A 22,028-nucleotide genomic window follows, 5' to 3' on the forward strand; every position below is an offset into this window, starting at 1 on the left:
TTTTTTTATCTTTTTTTAAAAAAATTATATTTGATTTTCTAAAATTTATAAATTAATAATGTAATTCTGTAGTGACCCCAAAAAGTTGAACTAAACATTAAGCTGCTAATTGGCTGGTATGAATTCGGTATTGAACTGGATCATCCCAGCCAATTTTCTTTTGATTCGTTTATGATTATAGTAGTCAATATATTCTTCAATAGTTTCTTTTAACTCCTCATAGGTTTTAAATGTCTTTCTATGGTACATTTCTTGTTTAAGGATTCCAAAGAAATTCTCCATAGGAGAATGATCTAAACAAATTCCTTTTCATGACATGCTTTGAAAAATTTTATGTGTCTTTAATGTTTTAACCCATTTTTGATGTTGATACTGCCAACCTTGATTAGAATGAAGGGTTGTTCTATATTTGGCTTGTTCGAGAATAGGTAGGACTTGATGCAGGGATTCCATGACAAAATTTAAGTCAGATTTATAACTCATGGAATAGGATAAAATTTCACCTGTTGTCATGTCCATGATTGGACTTAAATATAGTTTCTTTCCTTCCTGTGTTTTAAACTCTGTCACATCTGTTATGAGTTTCTGATAAGGATAGGGGGTATTGAATCGACGATTGATTCGATTTTTCGCGATGGTTCCTATCTTCCCTTTATATGAGCGATATTTACGCGTTTTATGACTAAACTTAACGAAAATAATTCCAAGATTTTTCATCAGGTGATACACTTTCTTATGGTTAACCTGATGACCTCGATGATGAAGCTCATCTGTAATTCAACGATAACCATCATTCTCATCATTTTCTTTAAAAATGCTTAAAATAATGCCTTGCAGTTCTTGATCAGGTTTTTCTTACTTCATCTTATTGATCCAATAGTGATAGGTTGATTTAGGAAATTTTGTGACCTTTAAAATGTCACTTAATTTAAAATTAGAGGTTAATTCTTGGATGATTCTTGTCTCGATTTGATTCTTTCACTCCATGGCATAATCCCATGGGCGTGACACTTTTTTTAGTATTCATTCTCAATTCTCATCAATTTAATTTCTTCTTCTAATTGTTGTTCACGTGTTAAAGTTTTCGGTTGTTTAGATGCTTTTAATTTTGTCATAGGGTTTTGAGGTCTTTCTTTCGATTTCAATAATGCCTCGACACCGTCTTTTAAAAACGTTGCATTCCAATTCGCAATCGTTGCTATATCTGATATTCCAAAATGAATAGCAGTTTGACTATATGAAGCACCTGTTGTTTTCATATCGTTTAATACATTTAATTTAAATTCTCCAGTATAAGCTTGGTTTTCTTTTGGTTGTCATCCGTTTTTTCCTTCTTGGTTATACTGTCTAACCCATGTTTCAATTTGTGATGGACTTGGAATCTGATATTTCTTAGCAAGAGAGCGACAACCTAAAGTACCTTGTAAATATTCATTAATAATCTTTAATTTAAATTCTGGACTATATTTAGCCATACAAAAAACACCCCTAACGTTAGATTTTTTAGTCTAACATTTGGGATGCATATCATTCAATAAGTATTTAGGGGAGTTTTTATCTCACACGAATACTAAATGTTTTCCTTCAAATCATAAACTATTCTTTCTTTATTAGATATTTTACTGCTTTCCTTAAATAAAAGCAACCTCGAGAGAAAATATCATTTAATAAATTAAATTTAGATATCTTATTTTCTTTTTTACCACCTTTATACTTTCTAAATTAAATATACCCTCTTGTTTGTATTCTAAGAAATCTCTTGAATTAATTTTATATTTTTTATTACTGTTTAATCTTTTAATAAAAAATCCCTCTATACTAGATCAAAAATCTAATATAGAGGGAAATTTCTCTAAAAGGAGTCTTTTATTACATCATTACTCAAAGTCATCTTCGCTATAAATAGCTAAGCCTTCAAACTCATCTGTTTCTTCTTCAACTTCTGCATCACTTTCATCGCTATAATCATCTTCTGTTTCTTCTTCGTCTTCTAGATATTTTTCTTTTTCAGTTTCATCTTCAGGCTCTACTATGAATTCTTCATTTTCTTCTGGATAAACGTCAAATCCATCTTCAGTAACAACTTCAATTTCTTCATCATCAAAATCAATGTCATATGTATCATAATTAGCCACATCATACTTTTGACGTGATTTTAAATCCCATTTATCTTCTCCAACTGTTACAAACTTTCCACTTAACGTTAAATCAGTATAAAACTGAGCTAATTTCGATTGGAATTCATCATCTGTTAAGCCCATCATTTCACAAACTTCTTTTGCAATCTTCTCGAATTTTTGAGGTTTAATTTTACGTTGAATTAGTAATTCTGCTACTTCTAACATTGACATTTCTTGGTTAATTGTCATTTTTATTCCTCCTTATGATAATTACATACGTTCTGGAGCTGATACCCCAATTAATTCTAATGCATTTTTGATTGTAATTTCTAGAGCTTTAATTAAAGCTAATTTTTCATTAGTCTTCTCAACATTCTCTTCATTAATTACTTTTTCTGCATTATATAAACTGTGGAATGCTGTGGCAAGATCATTAATATAATTACAAATTAAATGAGGTCGTCTTTTGTTAGCTGCATCTGCAACAACAATAGGGAAATCCCCCATTAATTTGATTACCTCAAATTCTTTTTCGTGGGTAATGTGATTATATTGATCTTTTAATTCTACATTAAAGCCTTTTTCTTCAGCTTGTCGTAAAATTGAACAAGTACGGGCATGAGCGTATTGCGCATAATAAACCGGATTTTCATTTGATTTTTTAGTTGCTAAATCTAAATCGAAATCCATTTGTGTTTCTCCACTACGCATAACAAAGAAATAACGTACTGCATCTACACCTACTTCATCTACTAATTCACGAATTGTTACAGCTTTCCCTGTACGTTTAGACATTTTAAATTCTTCACCATCTTTAATTAGACGAACCATTTGAATAATATCTACTTCTAATTTATCCGCTTCATATCCTAAAGCCTGCATAGATGCCTTTACGCGCGCAATATATCCGTGATGGTCTGCTCCCCAAATATCTACTAATTTATCATTACCACGTTTTAATTTCTCAATATGATTAGCAATATCTGGAGTTAAATAAGTGTACGAACCATCTGATTTCTTTAATACACGATCTTTGTCATCACCAAAATCAGTCGAACGGAACCAAACTGCTCCATCTTCTTCATAGATGAATCCTTTTTCTTCTAGTAATTTAATAGACTCTTGTACTAAGTTATTATCATATAACTCTTGCTCACTTGTGTACATATCAAACTCCACACCGAACATATCTAAGTCTTTACGAATTTTATTTAATTCATATTCAAGTGACATTTCACGAATTAACTTGTAGTTTTCGTCTAATTTATTAACAAGTCTATCACCATATTGTTCCACCATAGATTGTCCTAAAGCAATGATGTCTGGCCCATGATACCCGTCTTCTGGCATTTCGGCTTCTAAACCTAAAGCTTGCAAGTAGCGTGCATATGCTGAAATAACTAAGTTATGAATTTGATTTCCAGCATCATTTACATAGTATTCACGAGTTACATCGTACCCTGCTTTAGTTAAAATTCTACATAAAGAATCTCCTAATGCAGCACCACGAGCATGTCCTAAATGTAAGTCTCCAGTTGGATTAGCCGAAACGTATTCTACGTTGTATTTTAATCCATTTCCACTTTTGCTAGTACCAAACTCATGACCTAACTCAATAATATTTTTAATCGATTGCGTAAATGCAGATTTTTTCATGAAAAAGTTAATGAACCCAGGCCCAGCAATTTCAATTTTTTCTACATTCGCAGACTCAGCATTAAAATTATTAAGAATTTCTTCTGCAATCATACGAGGATTTTTTTTAGCTATCTTTGTAAGTTGCATAGCAATATTTGTTGAATAATCCCCATGACTTACATCCTTTGAATTTTCTAAAATAACATTTAAATCATCTGACTCAGTAATGTATCCACATGTTAAAACAGCTTGTTTAATCTCTGCTTTTAAGTTTTCTTTTAATGTTTGTATCATATTAGCTAGATATCCTCCTTATTGAATATAACAGTTAATTTATAATTACCTGCTCTTTCATTAGATACAAATAAATCGTAATCTAAATTAAGAGTTAACGTGGCGTCTAAAATTTCTAAAGATAACCGATGAGTTTTAGACTTTGTATCTAATTGACCATAGATAGTCTTGATATATCCTGATTGTAGCTCACTAATCTTATAAATTTGATCCATAATAATTGGTCCATCTCTACGAATTCGAACTGAGTTATCGTCCATTTCATAACGGCATTTTGTTATAGAATCATCTTCAAAATTAGTTTCATTAAAAAACAAAAAGAATTTTTCATTTTTTTTATATAATGTGGCAGATGTATCGAATTTCGTTTCCGTTACATCGAGTCCTTGCGTTAGCTTCATATGAAAGCTAACTAATCCACTAATTTTATTTGTGCTCATTTTATCATCATCCATAATGTGTAATTTTATCTACTAATTATAGCACAACTTATTTTAACGATTCTATATGATTATTGCAATAACTTTATAAATATATACGATACAAACCATGATTTAACAGTTATAAAAGCTTTTATCCTATTTTTGAAAGCGAAATTTTTGTCATATAGGAATTTGTCAAATTTAATTGTATAATACTGGTATATAAGTTTTATTGGAGGAAAAAAATATGAACTATATTATAGGAGGATTGATTTTATTTATAATTTTATATTTTGGTCGATATAAACTCGAACATATCATTTTATTAAATAAAATTCTTGAAAATAGTCATGATGGCTATTGGATTTATTATGATAATCGTGATGTAAGTTGGTGGTCAAAACAAAATTATCAATTGCTTGGATTGGCTGATAATAATCAAATAAAAGATAAGAATTTTTTTCCAACATTAATTCATCCAAAATATCGAAAAAAGTTTGAAGAATCAATTGAATCATTAAAAACACATGGTAGATATCAAATTGTTTTAAAAGTAAAGCATAGTAATGGAAAGTATATTTGGATTCAAACAAGTGGAACAAAGTATGTAATGCCGATTATTAAGAAGTCTTTTACGATTGGATATAATCGTGATGTTTCTGATTTGTATGAAATTGCTCATGAAGTAAAATATTTAGCATTCCACGATCGAAGTACAAATACGTTAAATAGTGAAGGATTAAAAAGAAGATTCGAAGAGTTAAAATCTAGTATTCAATACCAAGATTCATTCTTAACCATTATTGATTTATCAATTACAAGTTACCAAAGTGGATTAACCGATAAATCGAATAATGAATTTTTAAATTTCTTTGTAGAGAGATTAAAAAGCTTATTTATTTACAGTAAGATGGCTAGAATATCGGAACACCAATTTGCAATATTAACACATAATTTAGAATTGAATGAAATCAAAACAAAGTTAGAACTTTTAAATAACTTAATTCATAATGGAATTGTGATTAATAATTATTCTTTTTCTGGACAATTTAAAGCATTCTGTATGGAACTGTATCCAATTGAACCTTATGAGCAATATTTAGTTTATTATGAGTATGTAAAACGTCATTTAATTAAAGATAAAAATGAATTTTTTGTAACAATTAATGCTTCGACAAAGGAAAAGTATTTAGAATCGATTCGTGTTAGAAATGAATTTATTCAAGGTCTAGCAAATGATGAGCTTGTTTTATATTTCCAACCCATTGTCAATGCTAAAACGAATATTGTTAGTAAATTAGAAGCGTTAATCAGATGGAATCATCCAAATAGAGGGACGCTTGCTCCAGGTTCATTCTTACCCTACTTATATGAAATTAGCGATATTAAACAATTAGACTTTTGGGTATTAAAAGAAGTGTTACGTACAATTCATCAGTACGATCATGAGGGAGTTGAGTTTCCTAAGGTATCAATCAATATTACAGGTGTGACTTTAGCGGATGAAACTTTAGTTAAGTATATTGAAGATAATTTAAAATTTTATGAGGTTGATGCTCATAAAATTTGTATTGAAGTTACAGAGCAAATTTTAATTGATAATATTACAATTGGTAATAAGAATTTAGAGACTTTGAAAAAAATGGGCGTTCAAATTGTTTTAGACGATTTTGGAACAGGCTATTCATCGATTCACTATGTAAATCAGTTAAATGCACAGGTTATTAAGATTGATCGTTCGTTTATTAAAGATATTCATCAAAATAAGAAGACGCAAGCGATTGTGAAGTTGATTAGAAATTTAGCAGATGATTTAGCCGTTGAGTTAGTTGCTGAGGGTATTGAGACCTATGATGAGTTGAGTTATGTTTTAGATAATTATTGTGAGCTTGTTCAAGGGTATTTAATTTCTAAGCCTCTTCCAATTGAAGAGATTTTAAATAATGATAGTAAACTTTACAAATTTCAGTAGAAGATGGTGCGTAATGGACTATCTTTTTTATTTTGTAGGTAACCGATTACGACATTGTGTAAGCGTATACTTATAAACCTTTGGTTGTGGTAGAATTAGGAATGTAACTTTATATAGGGGGTCTAGTATGAGACGTAAAATTTCTTTGATGCTAGCAATAGCAATTATGGTAACATCTATTTTACCAAATGGGAGGATTCATGCGACGGATGATGCGAAGTTGACGATTCATTATCAACGCACTGACGGAGTATACGATGAATGGAATATTTGGGCTTGGGATACTGGGACTGAGGATATGGAGCAAATTGATTTTACTGCTAAAGATGACTTTGGTTATATTGCAGAGATTGAGGTTGCCAAAGGCAATGAAGCGGGATTCATTATTCGTAAGGGGGATTGGCAAGAGAAAAACTGTGATGAGGACCAGCGAATCAAGGTTGAGGATGATACTGAGATTTGGGTTTCTGAGGGGCAGTGTGGTTATTTAACTGAAGCACCAGCGGGAGCCGGTGGCGAAGTTGTGAAGTTAGAGACTGCAGGTAATGATACTGTATCGACTGTAAGTGATGAGGAAGCTGAGGTTCAAGTGTTTGTACATTATCGTCGATATGATGATAAGTATAAGAAATGGAATATTTGGGGATGGGTTGACGGTCAGGAAGGATTGTCTTATTCATTTGAAGATGAAGATGATTATGGAAAGATCTTTAAGATTAATTTAAAGGATTTAAATGGTGCCGATAAGCTTGGAATTATTATGCGAAAAGGTAACTGGGATTCTAGAGATATTGATCAGGATCGTTTTATTGATTTAACTAAAGCGACTGAGGGTGTATTGAATGTTTATTTATTAGAAGGTGATTCTAATATTTATTATAGTGAGGCAGATGTTGATTTAACGCCACGTTTATCAACAGCAACGTTTAAGTCGTTAAATAAAATTATGTTTACAGGAGCAGCTCCAATTACATCGACGGAAGGTGTCGAAGTACGCGATAGCCAAGGAAATATTTTAGAATTAGATCAAGTGATGTTAGATGAGTCTAGTTCTACAATTGTTGCTTTATTAAAAGAGAATATTAGTTTAGAGGATTCTTATACGATTGCAAAAGAAGGATTTAAGGATGCAATCGAAGTATCATTTACAGGGCTTTTTGATTCTGAAGAGTTTAATGATGCATTCTATTATGAAGGTGATGATTTAGGATTTACTTATTCTAAGGATAAAACATCATTTAGAGTATGGGCACCAACAGCTAGTCATGTCGTTTTAAATTTATATGAAGCAGGTAGTGGAGATAATTTAATTGAGCAAATCGATATGACTCGTGATGTTAAAGGAACTTGGGTTGCAGATGTTAGTGGTGATTTGAATCTGACTTATTATACGTATGAAGTGACGGTTTCAGGTCAAACGAACGAAGCAGTTGATCCTTATGCTCGTGCGGTTGGGGTAAATGGGAATCGTGCAATGGTTGTTGATTTAGATTTAACGGATCCTGAAAACTGGTCCAGTGATGTGAGTCCTGAGTTTAGTGGAACTCCAACAGATGCGGTGATTTATGAGTTGCATATGCGTGACTGGTCAAGTCATGAGTCAGCAGGATTTAAAAATATCGGGAAGTTTTTACAGTTTACTGAAGAGGGGGCAACGGATCATTTAACGGATTTGGGTATTACTCATCTGCATTTACTTCCAGCATTTGATCATCGTTCAATCGATGAGACAAAATTAGATGAGCCTCAATTTAACTGGGGTTATGATCCTCAAAATTATAATGTTCCTGAAGGGTCTTATTCAACGGATCCTGAGCATGGTGAGGTTCGTATTAATGAGTTTAAACAAATGGTCCAATCTTTACACGAAAATGGAATTCGTGTGGTAATGGATGTGGTTTATAACCATACAGGAGCAACAGCGGATTCTGATTTTAATAAGATTGTACCAGGATATTATTATCGTCAAACAACTGATGGTGGGTTCTCAAATGGATCTGGTTGTGGAAATGAGACAGCATCTGATCGCTCAATGATGCGTAAGTTTATTGTGGATTCAGTGAAGTACTGGGCAACTGAGTATCATATTGATGGATTCCGTTTTGACTTAATGGCGTTACATGATATTGAAACGATGAATGAAGTTCGTGCAGCTTTAACTGAGATTGATCCAACAATCATTGTTTATGGTGAAGGTTGGGATGCTGGTGGTTCTGCGTTAGAACAAAATGAGGCAGCATTAAAAATTTATGCGTCTCAAATGCCTGGTATCGGGATGTTTAGTGATGATATTCGCGATGGAGTAAAAGGTAGTGTATTCAATGCTGAAGAGCCTGGTTTTGTTAATGGACAGTTTAGTTTTGATGAGCGTGTGAAGTTTGGTATTGTTGGAGCGACAAAGCATTCTCAAATTGATTATAACCGTGTTTCATTAGCAGGAGGATCTCGCGGTCCTTGGGCAACTGAAGCTTCTCAATCAATTAACTATGTTTCAGCACATGACAACAATACGCTTTATGATAAGTTAGTTGCAACGTTACCGGATGCTGATGAGGAAACAATTAAATTAATGCAAAAGCAAGCGAATGCGATTGTGTTAACTGCTCAAGGTGTTCCTTTCTTACATGCTGGTGTTGAGATGATGCGTACGAAAGATGGAGATCATAATAGTTATAATGCATCTGATGAGGTAAACCAAATCGATTGGAATTGGAAAGAAGAAAATGCTGATGTTTATAACTACTATAAAGGATTAATCGCTCTTCGTAGTGCGCATCCAGCATTCCGTATGTCAGCACAAGAAGATATTCAAGCGAATTTAACGTTTATGGAAGATGTTCCTGTTGGTGTGATTGCTTTCAATTTAGGAAATAATGCGAATGGGGATACAGCGTCTGATATTACGGTTATCCACAACGCGACAGATAGTGAGCAAGTGATTACTTTACCAAAATCAGCTGATTGGCAATTAGTTGCAAATGGTGAGGTAGCGGGAACTGATGTGATTGAGGTTGTGAAAGGTGATTCTGTAACAGTGACACCTCATTCATCTTATGTGTTAATGATTGATGATTCTATCTCATCTGATGGTGAGTGGGCTCAGGTTTTATTAATCGCAGGTGCAGCGTTACTTGTGGTTGCTGGAACAGTTGCTTATATTGTTTACGATAAGAAAAAGAAATCTTCTAAATAAATGTCAAAAAGAGACTAATCGTTAAGATTAGTCTCTTTTTATGTCAATCTTTAAATGATTCTCCCATATACTTTTATTGAGAATGGGAGGCGATTTAATTGAGGTATTTAGGGGTTTATTTTTTGTGCTTGTTAATGCTACTCGGCTGTGATCAGTTCGAGTCGCTTCATGATGATACGGTTGTAACGGTTATGGTTTATATGTGTGGATCTGATTTAGAGTCTGAGCTTGGATCTGCAACAAAGGATTTAGAAGAAATGCTTGCAGCTGATTTATCTGAGCAAGTGAATGTTATTATTGAAACGGGTGGAACCCGTCAATGGAAAAATGATGTGATTAGTACTGAAACTAATCAACGTTATTTGATTGAGAATGGTGAACTTGTTTTATTAGATGAAAATTTAGGGCTTAAAGACATGGCGGATCCTTCTACGTTAAGTGATTTTATTTCTTATGCGGCAACTCATTTTATGGCTGACCGTTATGTGTTAATTTTATGGGACCATGGTGGAGGGGCTTTGGATGGTTTTGCTGTAGATGAAAATTTTGATAAGGTGCCGATGAAGATTTATGAGCTTGAGACCGCATTAGAGGATGGTGGCGTCTATTTTGACTTTATTGGGTTTGATGCCTGTTTAATGTCTACGATTGAGGTCGGATTAGTGTTAGATGATTATGCCGATTATATGATTGCCTCCGAAGAAACGGAACCAGCAGGAGGCTGGTATTATACCGACTGGTTAACGACTCTTTCTAAGAATCCTAGTATTGAGACTTTAGATTTAGGAAAACAAATTGTGGATGATTATATAAACAGAAGTATAGTTGAAAGTCATGGAATGAGCGCAACACTCGCCGTAGGTGATTTATCAAAAATTGGATCTGTGTATGAAAGTTTTTGTATGTTATTAGAGGAAGCTAATTTAGTTTTAAATAATCAAAATTTTGAGTTAATTTCTAAAGGACGAAGTGAGAGTAAAAGCTTTGGAAATACTGATATTGACCATGTTGATTTGGCAGATTTAGCAAAAGAAATTGATTTAGAGCAATCTGATGTGCTCATTGAAGCTATTAATGATTGTGTAAAGTATAAAGCCAGTTCTAATTCATCTGATGATATAGGTGGGATATCTGTTTATTTTCCATACTCAGAGCTTGAGTATTTTGATGGAATGATGGATGTTTATATGCAGTTGGGGATAGATGAGGGGTATGTCTCGTTTATGGAGCTTTTTGTAAGAATGATGTTGGACGGTAATTATATGGATTATGATTGGGAGATTGAGGATAAGGGAGAGTATTATGCGCTTATTTTATCGGATGAGGACTGGAATTTGATTTCAAAGGTTGAGTGCCAGGTTTATTATGATGATGGGGAAGGTTATTTGGAGTTGGGTTTTGATAATCTTTATGAGTTTGATGATGATGGGGATTTGATGATGACGTTTGACCATACGTGGGTCGCTATTAATGATCATATTGTGCCTTTTTATGCACTGGGTGAAGAAGTGGATGGGGATAAGTGGATGTCTTATGGTTATGTCCCTGCTCATGTAAATAATCAAGAGGTTGAAATTATTTTAATCTGGGATAATGAAAAACCGGAGGGGAAGGTAGCTGGTTATCGATATGGATATGATGAGTCTTCTATTTTACTTCGAGGACTTGTTCCGATTAAAGAGGGGGATATATTAAATTTTATAGTAGATGGTTATACATATGACGGGGAATATGATGGGAGTTATTATTTAGGAGATCCTTTAGTTGTAGATGAATCAGGTCTTGTGGTGAATTATCAATCGATTGGTGAAAATGATTGTTTAGTTTATTATTGTCTGACAGATTTGTATCAAAATAGTTATTTAACAGAGGGTATCATTTTTGAATAGAGTGAAAAAACGACATTAAGTCGTTTTTTTTTATGTCTATTGTTAATAAATGTGGTTCGTGTTTTTAGAATAAACCTGTTATAATGGCGATATATTGAATTTGATGAGGTGATAATATGTCAGAATTTTTACCGGTAACACGTGAAGAAATGGAAGCGCGTGGATGGGAACAGGCTGACTTTGTTTATATTACGGGTGATGCTTATGTGGATCATCCTTCTTTTGGAGCCGCTATTATTACAAGAACGCTTGAGGCATATGGTTATAAGGTTTGTATCATTTCTCAGCCAAACTGGAAAGATGTTGAGGAGTTTAGACGTTTTGGAAAGCCTCGTTTAGGATTTTTAATTTCTTCAGGAAATATTGATTCCATGGTAAATCACTATTCGGTTTCTAAGCGCCGTCGTAAAAAAGATTCTTATACACCGAACGGTGAGATGGGAAAACGACCTGATCGTGCAACGATTGTTTATTCACATATGGCACGTCAGGCTTATCCTGATGTTCCGATTATTGTGGGTGGAATTGAGGCATCCTTACGTCGTTTAGCTCATTATGATTATTGGGATGATAAAGTACGTCGCTCGTTATTGTTAGATGCCAAGGCTGATTTATTACTGTATGGTATGGGTGAAAAAATTATTATTGAGGTTGCAGATGCCTTAAATGCTGGAATTGCAGTTGAAGATTTAGTTTATATTCGTGGTTCAGTATGGAAGACAAAAGATTTAGATCGCGCGTATGATTATATTATGCTTCCAAGCTATGAGGAAATTGTAGCGGATAAAATGACCTATGCAAAAAGTTTTAATATTCAGTATGAAAATACTGATTCAATTGTCGCTAAGACATTAGTGGAGCCTTGCCAAGGTTGGTATGTAGTTCAAAATCCACCAGGTGAACGTTTAACTCAAGAGGAAATGGATTATACGTATGCCCTTCCTTATACGAGAAAGTATCATCCGATGTATGAAGAAATGGGTCATATTCCGGCGATTGATGAAGTGAAGTTTAGTTTAATTTCAAATCGTGGATGTTTCGGAGGATGTAATTTCTGTGCTTTGACGTTCCATCAAGGACGTACGATTCAAACTCGTTCTAAAGAGTCTATTATTGAAGAAGCAAAGAAAATTACTGAGGATGTTGATTTTAAAGGATATATTCATGATGTTGGGGGACCAACGGCTAATTTCTATGCCCCAAGTTGTGATAAGCAGATGACAAAAGGTGTCTGCAAGAAGAAGCAATGTTTACATCCAAATCCTTGTAAACAACTGAAGGTGGATCATAGTGATTATCTTGATCTCTTACGCAAGTTAAGAACTTTACCGAAGGTGAAGAAAGTCTTTGTGCGTTCGGGTATTCGTTATGATTATGTGATGTATGACAAGAATGATGAATTTTTCCGCGAATTAGTGGAGCATCATGTAAGTGGGCAGTTGAAGGTTGCACCTGAGCATGTTTCGGATACGGTATTGCATTATATGGGAAAACCAACGCGTTCTTTATATGATCGTTTTGTGAAGAAGTATTATGCGATTAATCAAAAGTTAGATAAGGATCAGTATTTAGTCCCTTATTTAATGAGTTCACATCCGGGCTGTGATTTACGTGGAGCGATTGAGTTGGCAGAATATTTACGTGATATTAATCATCAACCTGAACAGGTACAGGATTTCTATCCAACTCCAGGTACGTTATCCACAACGATGTTCCATACAGGAGTTGATCCTCGTACGATGACCCCTGTTTATGTACCGAAAGATCCTCATGAGAAAGCAATGCAACGTGCATTAATTCAATATAAGAATCCACAGAATTATGATTTAGTTTATGAGGCATTACAAAAGGCTGGACGTTTAGATTTAGTGGGTTATGGCCCTGAATGTTTAATTAAACCTGCTAAACCAAAGTTACCAAGTAAAGGTGGAAAACCTGCTACTAAATCTAATCAAAAAAATGGTCAAAAAGGTGGTTATCGTTCACAATCAAAATCATATGGTCATTCTAAGAATAAAAAGAAAAAATAAGCCACTCTAACTAGAGTGGTTTTTTTATCACTTTAACAAGTAGAAATTAGTTCCGTCTAAAAATTATGGATATTAGAAAATAGGATAAAAAGGATTCTAACACTGAGCTATATATTTTTTATAGATTAACTTGTCGAATATTCGATTAATATATATTATTATATTCTTTTAATAATAAAAACAATAATAAGCATTGTGGATATTGAGGATAAGTGTCTGAAAGTGTCGATTTTACAACATTTTTGTTTGTTGATATCCTGTGAATAACTTGTAGATAAGTGTCGTTTTTTGTCCACATGGGTGTGAATGGTTTGTAGATAACTGTTTTTATTTGTCGACAATTAAATTAAAAACACGCTACTCGGCGTGTTTTTAATGATTGAATTTTTTTGCTGTTTCATAGGCTTGATGTGTCCATAAGTGTAAATCTGCTATAGGCTCTAAAAATATAATTTTAGATAATAAGTTTGGATGAGCAAATTGTTTAATTAATTGTTCGTGGGTTTTCGGCACAATACAGCAAAGTAGGTGGTCTAATAGGTTAATTCGATCTTTTACTTTACCAGCATGATAGCCATCACAACAAAAGTTAGGATGGTGTTGAAGGGCTTGTCGATTAAAGTAATACCGAATGCCTGGTTGGAAGTTAGTTGTTAAGTCTAATTCAGTGGGATTGTCATTAATTCGTCTTTCTGTTACTAAACGATCTCCGGAAAAACAGTTACCGTAAGACAGCATGACATAATCAAAATAGTCCACAGGATCGCCAGCTGCATTTCTCGATTCCATTCTTAAAACGTTGATATCTTCTTTACGAACTTTTCTTGATGAAAGTAGTTCTCCTGTTGATAAAATTTTAATTCCATCTTCTATGGAAGAAGTATGACAAAATAAATCAGTTAAACATCCCTTTTCATAGCATGCTTTACAGTGTTCAAGCTTTAATGGTAACTCTACTTGTGGATGATTTATTTTTAAATAGTTAAAATAAATTTCTTGCATATCGATTGATTGAAACCATAAAAGAATCTTTCGACGATGTTTAATTTCATAGTTAATAAATTGTTGAAATTCATAAAGTTCAAATTCTGTTGGATTAGGATAATTGCCCACAGTATACATATAGTGTCTAACTTCACTAGAGTCATTCCATTTCCAAATTAAACGGAAATCTTCTTTTTCAATGGTTACAATTGTTTGAAAGATTGATTCTGATGATAATTTTTCTCGCGATTCTAAAGAGATAGCTACTTGATTTTCAATAATCCACTTGTAATTCATCTGTTTTTCCCCCTTTAAAAAGGCATCGAAATTAATTCGATGCCTTTTTTGTTGAATCACGCTCAATTAAATATCCTGTAAATTCATGCGTATGAATTCCTTCTTCTTTATTAATCGCACGCATCATAATTTCGCCCGCTTTTCTCCCCCATTGATAGCGATTGATATGATAGGTCGTGATTTGTGGATAACAATATTGTGAAAGTTCAATATCATCAAATCCCGAAACAATGATATCATTAGGAATATTGATTCCAGCTTCTTTAAAGGCTTCAATGGCTCCGACTGCCATCAAGTCATTAGCACAGGCTAATGTGTCAAAGTCAACCTCTTGTTTTTCAATTAAATGTTTTACGATTTGATATGCCTTTTCTTTTGTATAATCACACTCAAAAGTTCTTGAATACGTTAGTTCATAATCTTTTAAGACTTGTTGATAAGCATCATGACGATAGTTATTGTCAGATGCAAATGTATCCCCACTCATATAGGCAATTTTTTTACTACCTTGTTGAACTAGATGTTTCATAATTTGTGTAAAAGCATCATGGTTGTTAATCATGACGTTATAAATTCCATCGCCTTCGAGTTTGCGATCCATTAGGATAAAAGGTGTTTCGTGACTAGCATAAGCGCCTATTACGCTATCTTCAATAGCTGGATTTAACATAATCATTCCATCTACAAGTTTTTGTCTAATAAATCGTTCTCCTGTTTCAATACCTGAGATAACAATAACATCGTATCCGTCTTCTCGTACTTGATGTTGAATTCCAGCTAATAAACTGCTAAAGTATGGACCGATAAAATCACTTAAAATAACACCAATAATTTTTGTTTTTTTGTTTTTAAAGACCTAGCAGCTGCGTTTGGAGAAAAGTTAAGTTGTTTAGCTGCTTCTAAAACTTTCTGCCTTGTTGCGTCACTAATTTTATTGCTTCCATTTAGTGCATAAGATGTTGTTGATAAGGAAACCCCTGCTAATTTTGCAACGTCTTTCATCGTGGCCAATGTCATCACCCTTTCTTAGTGTATAATTACCCTATTATAATAGTTTAATTATATCGTAATTTAGAAAGGACTTATAATTGTATACGGTTACACATTATATTAAATTAAAAAACTCTCCATGAGGAGAGTTTTTCTTGTGGATATCTTAGAATTCTGCATTTTTTGGTGTACGTGGGAATGGTACAACGTCGCGAATATTTTCAACACCAGTGATGTACATAATCATACGCTCAAATCCTAAACCGAATCCAGCATGTTTTACACCACCATAACGGCGTAAGTCTAAATACCAGTCTAATTCTTCTTTTGGTACTCCGATTTCATCCATACGTTGCTCTAAAATTTCTAAACGTTCTTCACGTTGAGAACCACCGATTAATTCACCAACACCTGGTACTAAAAGGTCCATTGCAGCAACTGTTTTTTGATCATCATTTAATCGCATGTAGAATGCTTTAATATCTTTTGGATAGTCTGTTACGAAAACAGGCGCTTTGAATACTTCGTCTGTTAAGTAACGTTCATGTTCTGTGGATAAGTCAATTCCCCATGAAACTGGGTTTTCGAATTTTTTATCTGCTTTTAATAAAATTTCAATTGCCTCTGTGTATGGTAAACGTTTGAAGTCTGATTCTGCCACAGCTTTAACACGATCTAATACACCTTTGCTTACGAATTGATTAAAGAATTTCATTTCTTCAGGGGCATTTTCTAATACATAGTTGATGATGTATTTAATCATACCCTCAGCTAAATCCATATCGTCTTGTAAGTCGGCAAATGCGATTTCTGGTTCAATCATCCAGAACTCAGCAGCATGACGTTGTGTATTTGAGTTTTCTGCACGGAACGTCGGTCCGAATGTATACACATCACGTAATGCTAAAGCGAATGTTTCAGCTTCTAACTGTCCTGATACCGTTAAGTTTGTAGATTTTGCGAAGAAATCTTGTTTGAAATCTACTGCTCCTTCTTCAGTGCGTGGTACGTTATTGAAATCTAACGTTGTAACTTGGAACATTTCTCCTGCACCTTCAGCATCTGATCCAGTGATAATTGGAGTGTGCACATAAACGAAGTTTTTTTCTTGGAAATAGCTATGGATAGCGTATGCTACTAATGAACGAACACGGAATACTGCTGAGAATAGGTTAGTACGTGGACGTAAGTGTGCCACTTCACGTAAGAATTCACGAGTATGTTGTTTTGGTTGGATTGGATAGTTTTCTGGACAATCTCCTTCAAGAATAACTTCTTGTACTTTAATTTCAAATGGTTGTTTTGAGCCTGGTGTAGGATAAACTAATCCGCGAACTGTTACAGCAGAACCAACACGAAATTTTTGAACTTCTTTAAAGTTTTCTAAATTTTCTTCATATACAGCTTGGATTGTTTCAAAGAATGATCCATCATTGATCATTAAGAATCCAAATGCTTTTTGAGCGCGATTGTTACGAACCCATCCGTTAATTTCAACCACTTGGTTAGCATAACGATCTAAATTTCTAAATAATTGACGTACAACGATTTTTTCCATTAATAGGTCCTCCTTTTATAATAAATGAATATTTTGTTGCTTACACTGCTCAATGATATCCACAGGCCAAATTGAACTTTGAACTTCACCGATATGCATTTTTTCTAAGAAAAACATACATAAGCGAGATTGTCCAATCCCACCACCAACAGTAAATGGATATCGACCATTTATCAAATCTTGATGATATGGTAAATTCAATCGATCCATTGTATCGGTCACCTCTAGTTGATGAAGTAGAGCTTGTTTATCTACACGAATTCCCATTGATGAAATTTCAAAAGCCCTTTTTAAGATGGGATTATAGAGTAAGATATCCCCATTTAGTTCCCAATCATCGTAATCAGGTGCTCGTAAATCATGAACTTTGCCAGAGTTTAAAACCTTCCCAATTTGTGAAATAAAAACAGCGCCATACTTTTTGCAAATTTCATCTTCTCTTTCTTTTGGAGATAAATTAGGATATAAATTTTCTAACTCTTGGCTCGTAATAAATGTAATTTCATCAGGCAATTTTTTGGTGAGTTGTGGATAAGTCTTTAATAAACTTTTTTCCGTCTCAACTAGTGCACGATAAATTTGTTGAACAATTGAGTATAAATTCTGTGTCGTGCGGTTTTCCTCAAGAATAATTTTTTCCCAATCCCATTGATCAACATAGATCGAATGGATATTAGATAAAGTTTCATCTCTTCGAATCGCGTTCATATCTGTGTATAACCCTTCATCTATAGAAAATCCATAGTCTTTTAAGGCTTTACGTTTCCACTTAGCAAGTGAATGAACGATTTGAATAGTTTCCCCTGATAATAAATCAAAGCTTACTGGACGTTCAACTCCATTTAAATTATCATTTAGTCCACTATCTGATGGGACAAATAAAGGAGCTGATACTCGAAGTAGATTTAATTCTTTTGCTAATTCTGTTTGAAAAAAATCTTTAATTTTTTTGATTCCTTTTTGTGTTTCAATGAGAGATAACTTGCTTTCGTACATGAATTCCACCTCCGGCAACAAAAAAAACAGTCTTCGCCCAAAAGGGACGAATGACTGTTGATCCGCGGTACCACCCTAGTTTAAGAATAGAATATTCTTACCCTTTCCCTTTAACGCAGGTGTACGACTTAGCCTACTTACAAATAATTGCTTTCGATAAGTAACTCCAAGGTGTTCTTCGCTTTTAACGCCATATCAGGCTCCCACCGTCCCTGACTCGCTTTGACTTAATTAAAAGGTACTCTCCTTTTCAACGTAGATATTGACTTATTAATATCTTATACACTTAACTAATTTTAGTCAATGATAAATATTAAAAATTTATATTGTTTAGTCTAGTTCTTTAAAGTTAAAAATATTCTCATATATTTTAAAATTATTTTTTTATTAAAAGTTTATGCTTTTCTTGTAAGAAGATGATATGTTTATCCACATATAAGATGTTTTTTCCATCCCTATTACTCTAATTTGCTGAAGAAGATAATTTCTTTATTTGAATTTTTCTTCAGAGGTTTATGATTATTGGAGAGTGTCTTCGTATAAATTGAGCATCATTTGGAAAACTTCTTGGTAGTCTGATAATTTAGCAGAGATTATTTAGATAGTCATATAGAATCTCCTGTATATGTTATAATTTTTAATTATATTAGATGTCGAATCTGTTATCAGAATTCGACATTGAAATGTGGATAAATAAAAAGGAGTGTTGATTATGGGAATTATTTTAGCGTCACAGTCTCCAAGACGAAAAGAATTATTAGAGTTAGCTGGAATTGAACATAGAGTGGTTGTTAGTGCTGTAGATGAGGTAATGGATGCTGATTTAGATGTAGCAGGTCAAGTTCAAGATTTAGCAATTCAAAAGGCTTGTGCAGTTGCTGATCTTTTTGAAAGTGAAACTGTTATTGGTGCGGATACGATTGTTGTCTGTGATGGAAAAATTTTAGGTAAACCAAAAAATGAAGAAGATGCATTTAATACGTTAAAAAATTTATCAGGACGTAAACATCAGGTTATGACAGGTGTAAGTATTATTAATAAAGAAAAAGAGTTATTAACAAGTTTCGTTAATATTACGGATGTTGAATTTTATTATGTTACAGATGAATGGATTTTAAATTATATTAAAAGTGGAGAACCAATGGATAAGGCAGGATCTTATGGAATTCAAGGAAAAGGGTTTGAATTAGTAAAATCTATTTCTGGAGATTATTATAGTGTCATGGGATTACCCATTGCTCAATTAAAGAGAACGTTAACTCATTTAAATTTAATTTAATAGTCTTTATACACAGTTTTTAAATAGAGATGTGAGTTTGTCGATTCACGTCTTTTTTTGTTATTATTATATATTATATTTTTTTATAATAACAATAATAATAAGCTTTGTGGATATTGAGGATAAGTGTCTGAAAGTGTCGATTTAACGAAGTTTTTGCTTGTTGATATCTTGTGAATAAACTGTAGATAAGTGTCGTTTTTTGTCCACATGGTTGTGAATTGTTTGTAGATAACTGTTTGTTATTGTCGAAAATAGTGGTTTAAAAAAGTTGAATTTTAGTTAGAAAAATACTTTTTTATTATTTAATTGTCCCCCCTTAGGGGAGGTGAGAAATCAAAAAGAGAGTTTTAATTTTTTATGGAGAAATGATTTTTGATATTATTTAAGCTAGAAAAAGGGTTCTAATATTAGATTTTAAAAATTTTTATTATATATAGGATTTTTATTTATTAATAGTTAGAATGAAATGGTATTTATATTGTGGAAAGTCTGGTACTCAGCTTATTAAGTGAATATGAAAATTTATTAATTTTTTTTGAATTTAAATACTTAAGTTAGAAATACAGCATTAATTTTAAATGATAGGTGATAAAGAATTATTTTATTTTTAGGAAAGTAAAAAACTTTTTTTCGACAAAACTTCCTATTGTATTTATATATTTATTTTTTATAATAATAACAATAATAATAAGTTCTGTGGGTAGTGGGGATAACTGTCTGAAAATGTCGATTTTATGAGATTTTTGCTTGTTGATATCTTGTGAATAAACTGTAGACAAGTGTCGTTTTTTGTCCACATAGATGTGGATTAGTTGTAGATAAATGCATTTTATTGTCGGCAATCAAAGTGAGAAAAAAAGACATAATATGACATAAAGATATAGCTAGTTTAGATTTTTTATAATCTATGAAGGTTATAAAATAAAAAAGATTAGAGGAAAAATTTCTCTAATCTTTTTTATTTATTTTCCTAAGCAGAATTTACTGAAGAGTTCATCGAGTAATGAATCTCCCATATCTTCTCCGATAATTTCACCAAGTGAATACCATGCATTTTTAATATCAATTTCAACCATATCCACAAGCATTCCTAACTGCATAGCTGAAATGGCATCGTTAATTGAATTAATAGCTTGTTTTAGTTTAGCAATATGACGGGCATTTGATAAATAAGTCATATCTTTAGCTCCGATATCCCCAATTTCAAACATTTTTTTAATTTGATTTTCTAGAACTTCAATTCCTTTTTCTAAAACCATAGAGGTTTCAATATAGTTTGGAAGTTCGTCTCGTTCAATTTGAGTCTCTAAATCTGTTTTATTTAAGATGATAATACGGTTTTTATCATTTGTTAATGATAATAGTTCACGATCATCGGCTGTTAATTTTTCATTATTATTTAAAACTAATAAAACAAGTTCGGCTTCGTTAATTAGTTTTTTTGATTTTTCAACACCAATAGCTTCAACAATGTCCTCTGTATCACGAATTCCAGCCGTATCGATTAAATTTAATGTTAATCCACCGATATTAATATACCCTTCAACTGTATCACGTGTTGTTCCTGCAATATTTGTTACGATGGCTTTTTCTTCACGCATTAATTGATTCAGTAAACTTGATTTTCCAACGTTAGGACGCCCGATAATGACAGTTTTAATTCCATCTCGAAGAATTTTTCCTGTTTTAGCTGTATCTAATAGTTTTAACATTTTTTCATGAATATCGATTGAACGAGGAAGTAAGATGTCGTTTGTCATTTCTTCAACATCATCATATTCAGGATAATCGATATTAACTTCGATATTAGCTAAAATATTTAAAATTTCTTCACGCATTTCTTTAATTAAACGAGAAACACGCCCATCTAAACCGTTTAAAGCTAGTGATAAAGATTGTTCGCTTTTAGCATGAATGATATCCATAATTGATTCGGCTTGTGCTAAATCGATACGGCCATTTAAGAAGGCGCGTTTTGTGAATTCCCCAGGTTCAGCAAGTCGTGCACCAGCTAATAAAATAAGTTCTAGTATTTTATTAGTGACTAAAATTCCCCCGTGGCAGTTAATTTCCACGATATCTTCAGCCGTAAATGTTTTTGGTGCTCGCATGACTGAAACTAAAACTTCATCGACTTTTCGGTCAGTTTCAGGATCATATATAAAACCGTAGTTAATGGTATGGCTAGCAACACTTTTTAAATCTTTTCCACGAAAAATTTTATTTGCAATATCTAAGGCTTCATCTCCACTTAAACGAATGATTGAGATGGCTCCTTCGCCCATAGCAGTAGAGATTCCAGCGATTGTATCTTGTAGCATTAAAACACCTCCATAGCAGTTAGTTTATCATGTTCGATTTTT

17 protein-coding genes, 1 pseudogene and 1 other annotated feature are annotated in these 22,028 nt (G+C 33.0%); of the genes and pseudogenes, 5 read left to right on the forward strand and 13 right to left on the reverse strand.

Annotated elements, in window-relative coordinates; all coding sequences use genetic code 11:
• Window positions 1–105 precede the first annotated feature (105 nt).
• The 7 genes and pseudogenes from HMPREF9402_RS15045 to HMPREF9402_RS09290 all read right to left on the reverse strand — a co-directional run bounded on the left by HMPREF9402_RS15045 (window position 106) and on the right by HMPREF9402_RS09290 (window position 4,492).
• Window positions 106–282 (reverse strand): IS3 family transposase, encoded by a 177-nt coding sequence (locus HMPREF9402_RS15045; RefSeq protein ID WP_009607230.1) that lies wholly within the window; start codon window positions 280–282, stop codon window positions 106–108.
• 27 nt (window positions 283–309) lie between these two features.
• A complete protein-coding gene (locus HMPREF9402_RS14215; RefSeq protein WP_331251028.1) occupies window positions 310–777 on the reverse strand; it encodes a DDE-type integrase/transposase/recombinase in 468 nt (155 codons plus the stop codon).
• A 239-nt stretch (window positions 778–1,016) separates the two neighbouring features.
• Window positions 1,017–1,271: pseudogene (locus HMPREF9402_RS14370) on the reverse strand (helix-turn-helix domain-containing protein); the annotation flags it as partial.
• 45 nt (window positions 1,272–1,316) lie between these two features.
• Window positions 1,317–1,475, reverse strand: coding sequence for an IS3 family transposase (locus tag HMPREF9402_RS14375; RefSeq protein ID WP_009607223.1), 159 nt, complete (start codon window positions 1,473–1,475; stop codon window positions 1,317–1,319).
• Between the two features lie 402 nt (window positions 1,476–1,877).
• Window positions 1,878–2,369, reverse strand: a complete 492-nt coding sequence (rpoE, locus tag HMPREF9402_RS09280) for a DNA-directed RNA polymerase subunit delta (RefSeq protein ID WP_006783994.1) — start codon at window positions 2,367–2,369, stop codon at window positions 1,878–1,880.
• A gap of 21 nt (window positions 2,370–2,390) precedes the next feature.
• Window positions 2,391–4,052, reverse strand: coding sequence for an arginine--tRNA ligase (gene argS / locus HMPREF9402_RS09285; RefSeq protein WP_009607224.1), 1,662 nt, complete (start codon window positions 4,050–4,052; stop codon window positions 2,391–2,393).
• Between the two features lie 5 nt (window positions 4,053–4,057).
• Window positions 4,058–4,492, reverse strand: a complete 435-nt coding sequence (locus HMPREF9402_RS09290) for a DUF1934 domain-containing protein (RefSeq protein WP_229040150.1) — start codon at window positions 4,490–4,492, stop codon at window positions 4,058–4,060.
• Between the two features lie 229 nt (window positions 4,493–4,721).
• On the opposite strand from HMPREF9402_RS09290, the gene HMPREF9402_RS09295 reads away from it, so the two are divergent.
• The 4 genes from HMPREF9402_RS09295 (at window position 4,722) to HMPREF9402_RS09310 (ending at window position 13,558) form a co-directional block, all read left to right on the forward strand.
• Window positions 4,722–6,446, forward strand: coding sequence for an EAL domain-containing protein (locus tag HMPREF9402_RS09295; RefSeq protein ID WP_009607228.1), 1,725 nt, complete (start codon window positions 4,722–4,724; stop codon window positions 6,444–6,446).
• Window positions 6,447–6,573: 127 nt separating this feature from the next.
• Window positions 6,574–9,639 (forward strand): type I pullulanase, encoded by a 3,066-nt coding sequence (gene pulA, locus HMPREF9402_RS09300; RefSeq protein ID WP_009607225.1) that lies wholly within the window; start codon window positions 6,574–6,576, stop codon window positions 9,637–9,639.
• A gap of 98 nt (window positions 9,640–9,737) precedes the next feature.
• Window positions 9,738–11,528 (forward strand): clostripain-related cysteine peptidase, encoded by a 1,791-nt coding sequence (locus HMPREF9402_RS09305; protein WP_006783999.1) that lies wholly within the window; start codon window positions 9,738–9,740, stop codon window positions 11,526–11,528.
• Between the two features lie 116 nt (window positions 11,529–11,644).
• Entirely contained in the window at window positions 11,645–13,558 is a 1,914-nt protein-coding gene (locus tag HMPREF9402_RS09310; RefSeq protein ID WP_006784000.1) for a YgiQ family radical SAM protein, read from the forward strand.
• 372 nt (window positions 13,559–13,930) lie between these two features.
• Here the strand turns inward: HMPREF9402_RS09310 and HMPREF9402_RS09315 are convergent, their stop codons facing one another.
• The 5 genes from HMPREF9402_RS09315 to asnA all read right to left on the reverse strand — a co-directional run bounded on the left by HMPREF9402_RS09315 (window position 13,931) and on the right by asnA (window position 18,383).
• Window positions 13,931–14,839, reverse strand: a complete 909-nt coding sequence (locus HMPREF9402_RS09315; RefSeq protein WP_006784001.1) for a hypothetical protein — start codon at window positions 14,837–14,839, stop codon at window positions 13,931–13,933.
• A 31-nt stretch (window positions 14,840–14,870) separates the two neighbouring features.
• Window positions 14,871–15,671 carry a LacI family DNA-binding transcriptional regulator gene (locus HMPREF9402_RS09320; RefSeq protein ID WP_330938295.1) on the reverse strand — a complete coding sequence of 267 codons (801 nt, stop codon included), beginning with the start codon at window positions 15,669–15,671 and terminating at the stop codon, window positions 14,871–14,873.
• Window positions 15,653–15,841 (reverse strand): LacI family DNA-binding transcriptional regulator, encoded by a 189-nt coding sequence (locus HMPREF9402_RS09325; protein ID WP_237701262.1) that lies wholly within the window; start codon window positions 15,839–15,841, stop codon window positions 15,653–15,655. The genes HMPREF9402_RS09320 and HMPREF9402_RS09325 overlap by 19 nt, the downstream gene beginning before the upstream one ends.
• Before the next feature lie 154 nt (window positions 15,842–15,995).
• A complete protein-coding gene (gene asnS, locus HMPREF9402_RS09330; RefSeq protein WP_006784004.1) occupies window positions 15,996–17,387 on the reverse strand; it encodes an asparagine--tRNA ligase in 1,392 nt (463 codons plus the stop codon).
• A 15-nt stretch (window positions 17,388–17,402) separates the two neighbouring features.
• Complete coding sequence (gene asnA, locus HMPREF9402_RS09335) at window positions 17,403–18,383, reverse strand: aspartate--ammonia ligase (protein ID WP_006784005.1); 981 nt, start codon at window positions 18,381–18,383, stop codon at window positions 17,403–17,405.
• Window positions 18,384–18,422: 39 nt separating this feature from the next.
• Window positions 18,423–18,646: a binding site (T-box leader), on the reverse strand.
• 449 nt (window positions 18,647–19,095) lie between these two features.
• On the opposite strand from asnA, the gene HMPREF9402_RS09340 reads away from it, so the two are divergent.
• Window positions 19,096–19,662, forward strand: coding sequence for a Maf family protein (locus HMPREF9402_RS09340; RefSeq protein ID WP_006784006.1), 567 nt, complete (start codon window positions 19,096–19,098; stop codon window positions 19,660–19,662).
• 965 nt (window positions 19,663–20,627) lie between these two features.
• On the opposite strand, the gene mnmE is transcribed toward HMPREF9402_RS09340, so the two are convergent.
• Window positions 20,628–21,986, reverse strand: a complete 1,359-nt coding sequence (gene mnmE, locus HMPREF9402_RS09345; RefSeq protein WP_006784007.1) for a tRNA uridine-5-carboxymethylaminomethyl(34) synthesis GTPase MnmE — start codon at window positions 21,984–21,986, stop codon at window positions 20,628–20,630.
• Between the last annotated feature and the right edge of the window lie 42 nt (window positions 21,987–22,028).

The sequence above is a fragment of the Turicibacter sp. HGF1 genome, from assembly GCF_000191865.1.
GTDB lineage: Bacteria > Bacillota_I > Bacilli_A > MOL361 > Turicibacteraceae > Turicibacter > Turicibacter sanguinis.

Bases quoted from the DNA above. Each gene is read 5' to 3' on its own strand.
- HMPREF9402_RS15045 (WP_009607230.1), bottom strand. From the start codon at position 282: ATGGAGAATTTCTTTGGAATCCTTAAACAAGAAATGTACCATAGAAAG.
- HMPREF9402_RS14375 (WP_009607223.1), bottom strand. From the start codon at position 1,475: ATGGCTAAATATAGTCCAGAATTTAAATTAAAGATTATTAATGAATAT.
- rpoE (WP_006783994.1), bottom strand. From the start codon at position 2,369: ATGACAATTAACCAAGAAATGTCAATGTTAGAAGTAGCAGAATTACTA.
- argS (WP_009607224.1), bottom strand. From the start codon at position 4,052: ATGATACAAACATTAAAAGAAAACTTAAAAGCAGAGATTAAACAAGCT.
- HMPREF9402_RS09290 (WP_229040150.1), bottom strand. From the start codon at position 4,492: ATGAGCACAAATAAAATTAGTGGATTAGTTAGCTTTCATATGAAGCTA.
- HMPREF9402_RS09295 (WP_009607228.1), top strand. From the start codon at position 4,722: ATGAACTATATTATAGGAGGATTGATTTTATTTATAATTTTATATTTT.
- pulA (WP_009607225.1), top strand. From the start codon at position 6,574: ATGAGACGTAAAATTTCTTTGATGCTAGCAATAGCAATTATGGTAACA.
- HMPREF9402_RS09310 (WP_006784000.1), top strand. From the start codon at position 11,645: ATGTCAGAATTTTTACCGGTAACACGTGAAGAAATGGAAGCGCGTGGA.
- HMPREF9402_RS09315 (WP_006784001.1), bottom strand. From the start codon at position 14,839: ATGAATTACAAGTGGATTATTGAAAATCAAGTAGCTATCTCTTTAGAA.
- HMPREF9402_RS09325 (WP_237701262.1), bottom strand. From the start codon at position 15,841: ATGAAAGACGTTGCAAAATTAGCAGGGGTTTCCTTATCAACAACATCT.
- asnS (WP_006784004.1), bottom strand. From the start codon at position 17,387: ATGGAAAAAATCGTTGTACGTCAATTATTTAGAAATTTAGATCGTTAT.
- asnA (WP_006784005.1), bottom strand. From the start codon at position 18,383: ATGTACGAAAGCAAGTTATCTCTCATTGAAACACAAAAAGGAATCAAA.
- HMPREF9402_RS09340 (WP_006784006.1), top strand. From the start codon at position 19,096: ATGGGAATTATTTTAGCGTCACAGTCTCCAAGACGAAAAGAATTATTA.
- mnmE (WP_006784007.1), bottom strand. From the start codon at position 21,986: ATGCTACAAGATACAATCGCTGGAATCTCTACTGCTATGGGCGAAGGA.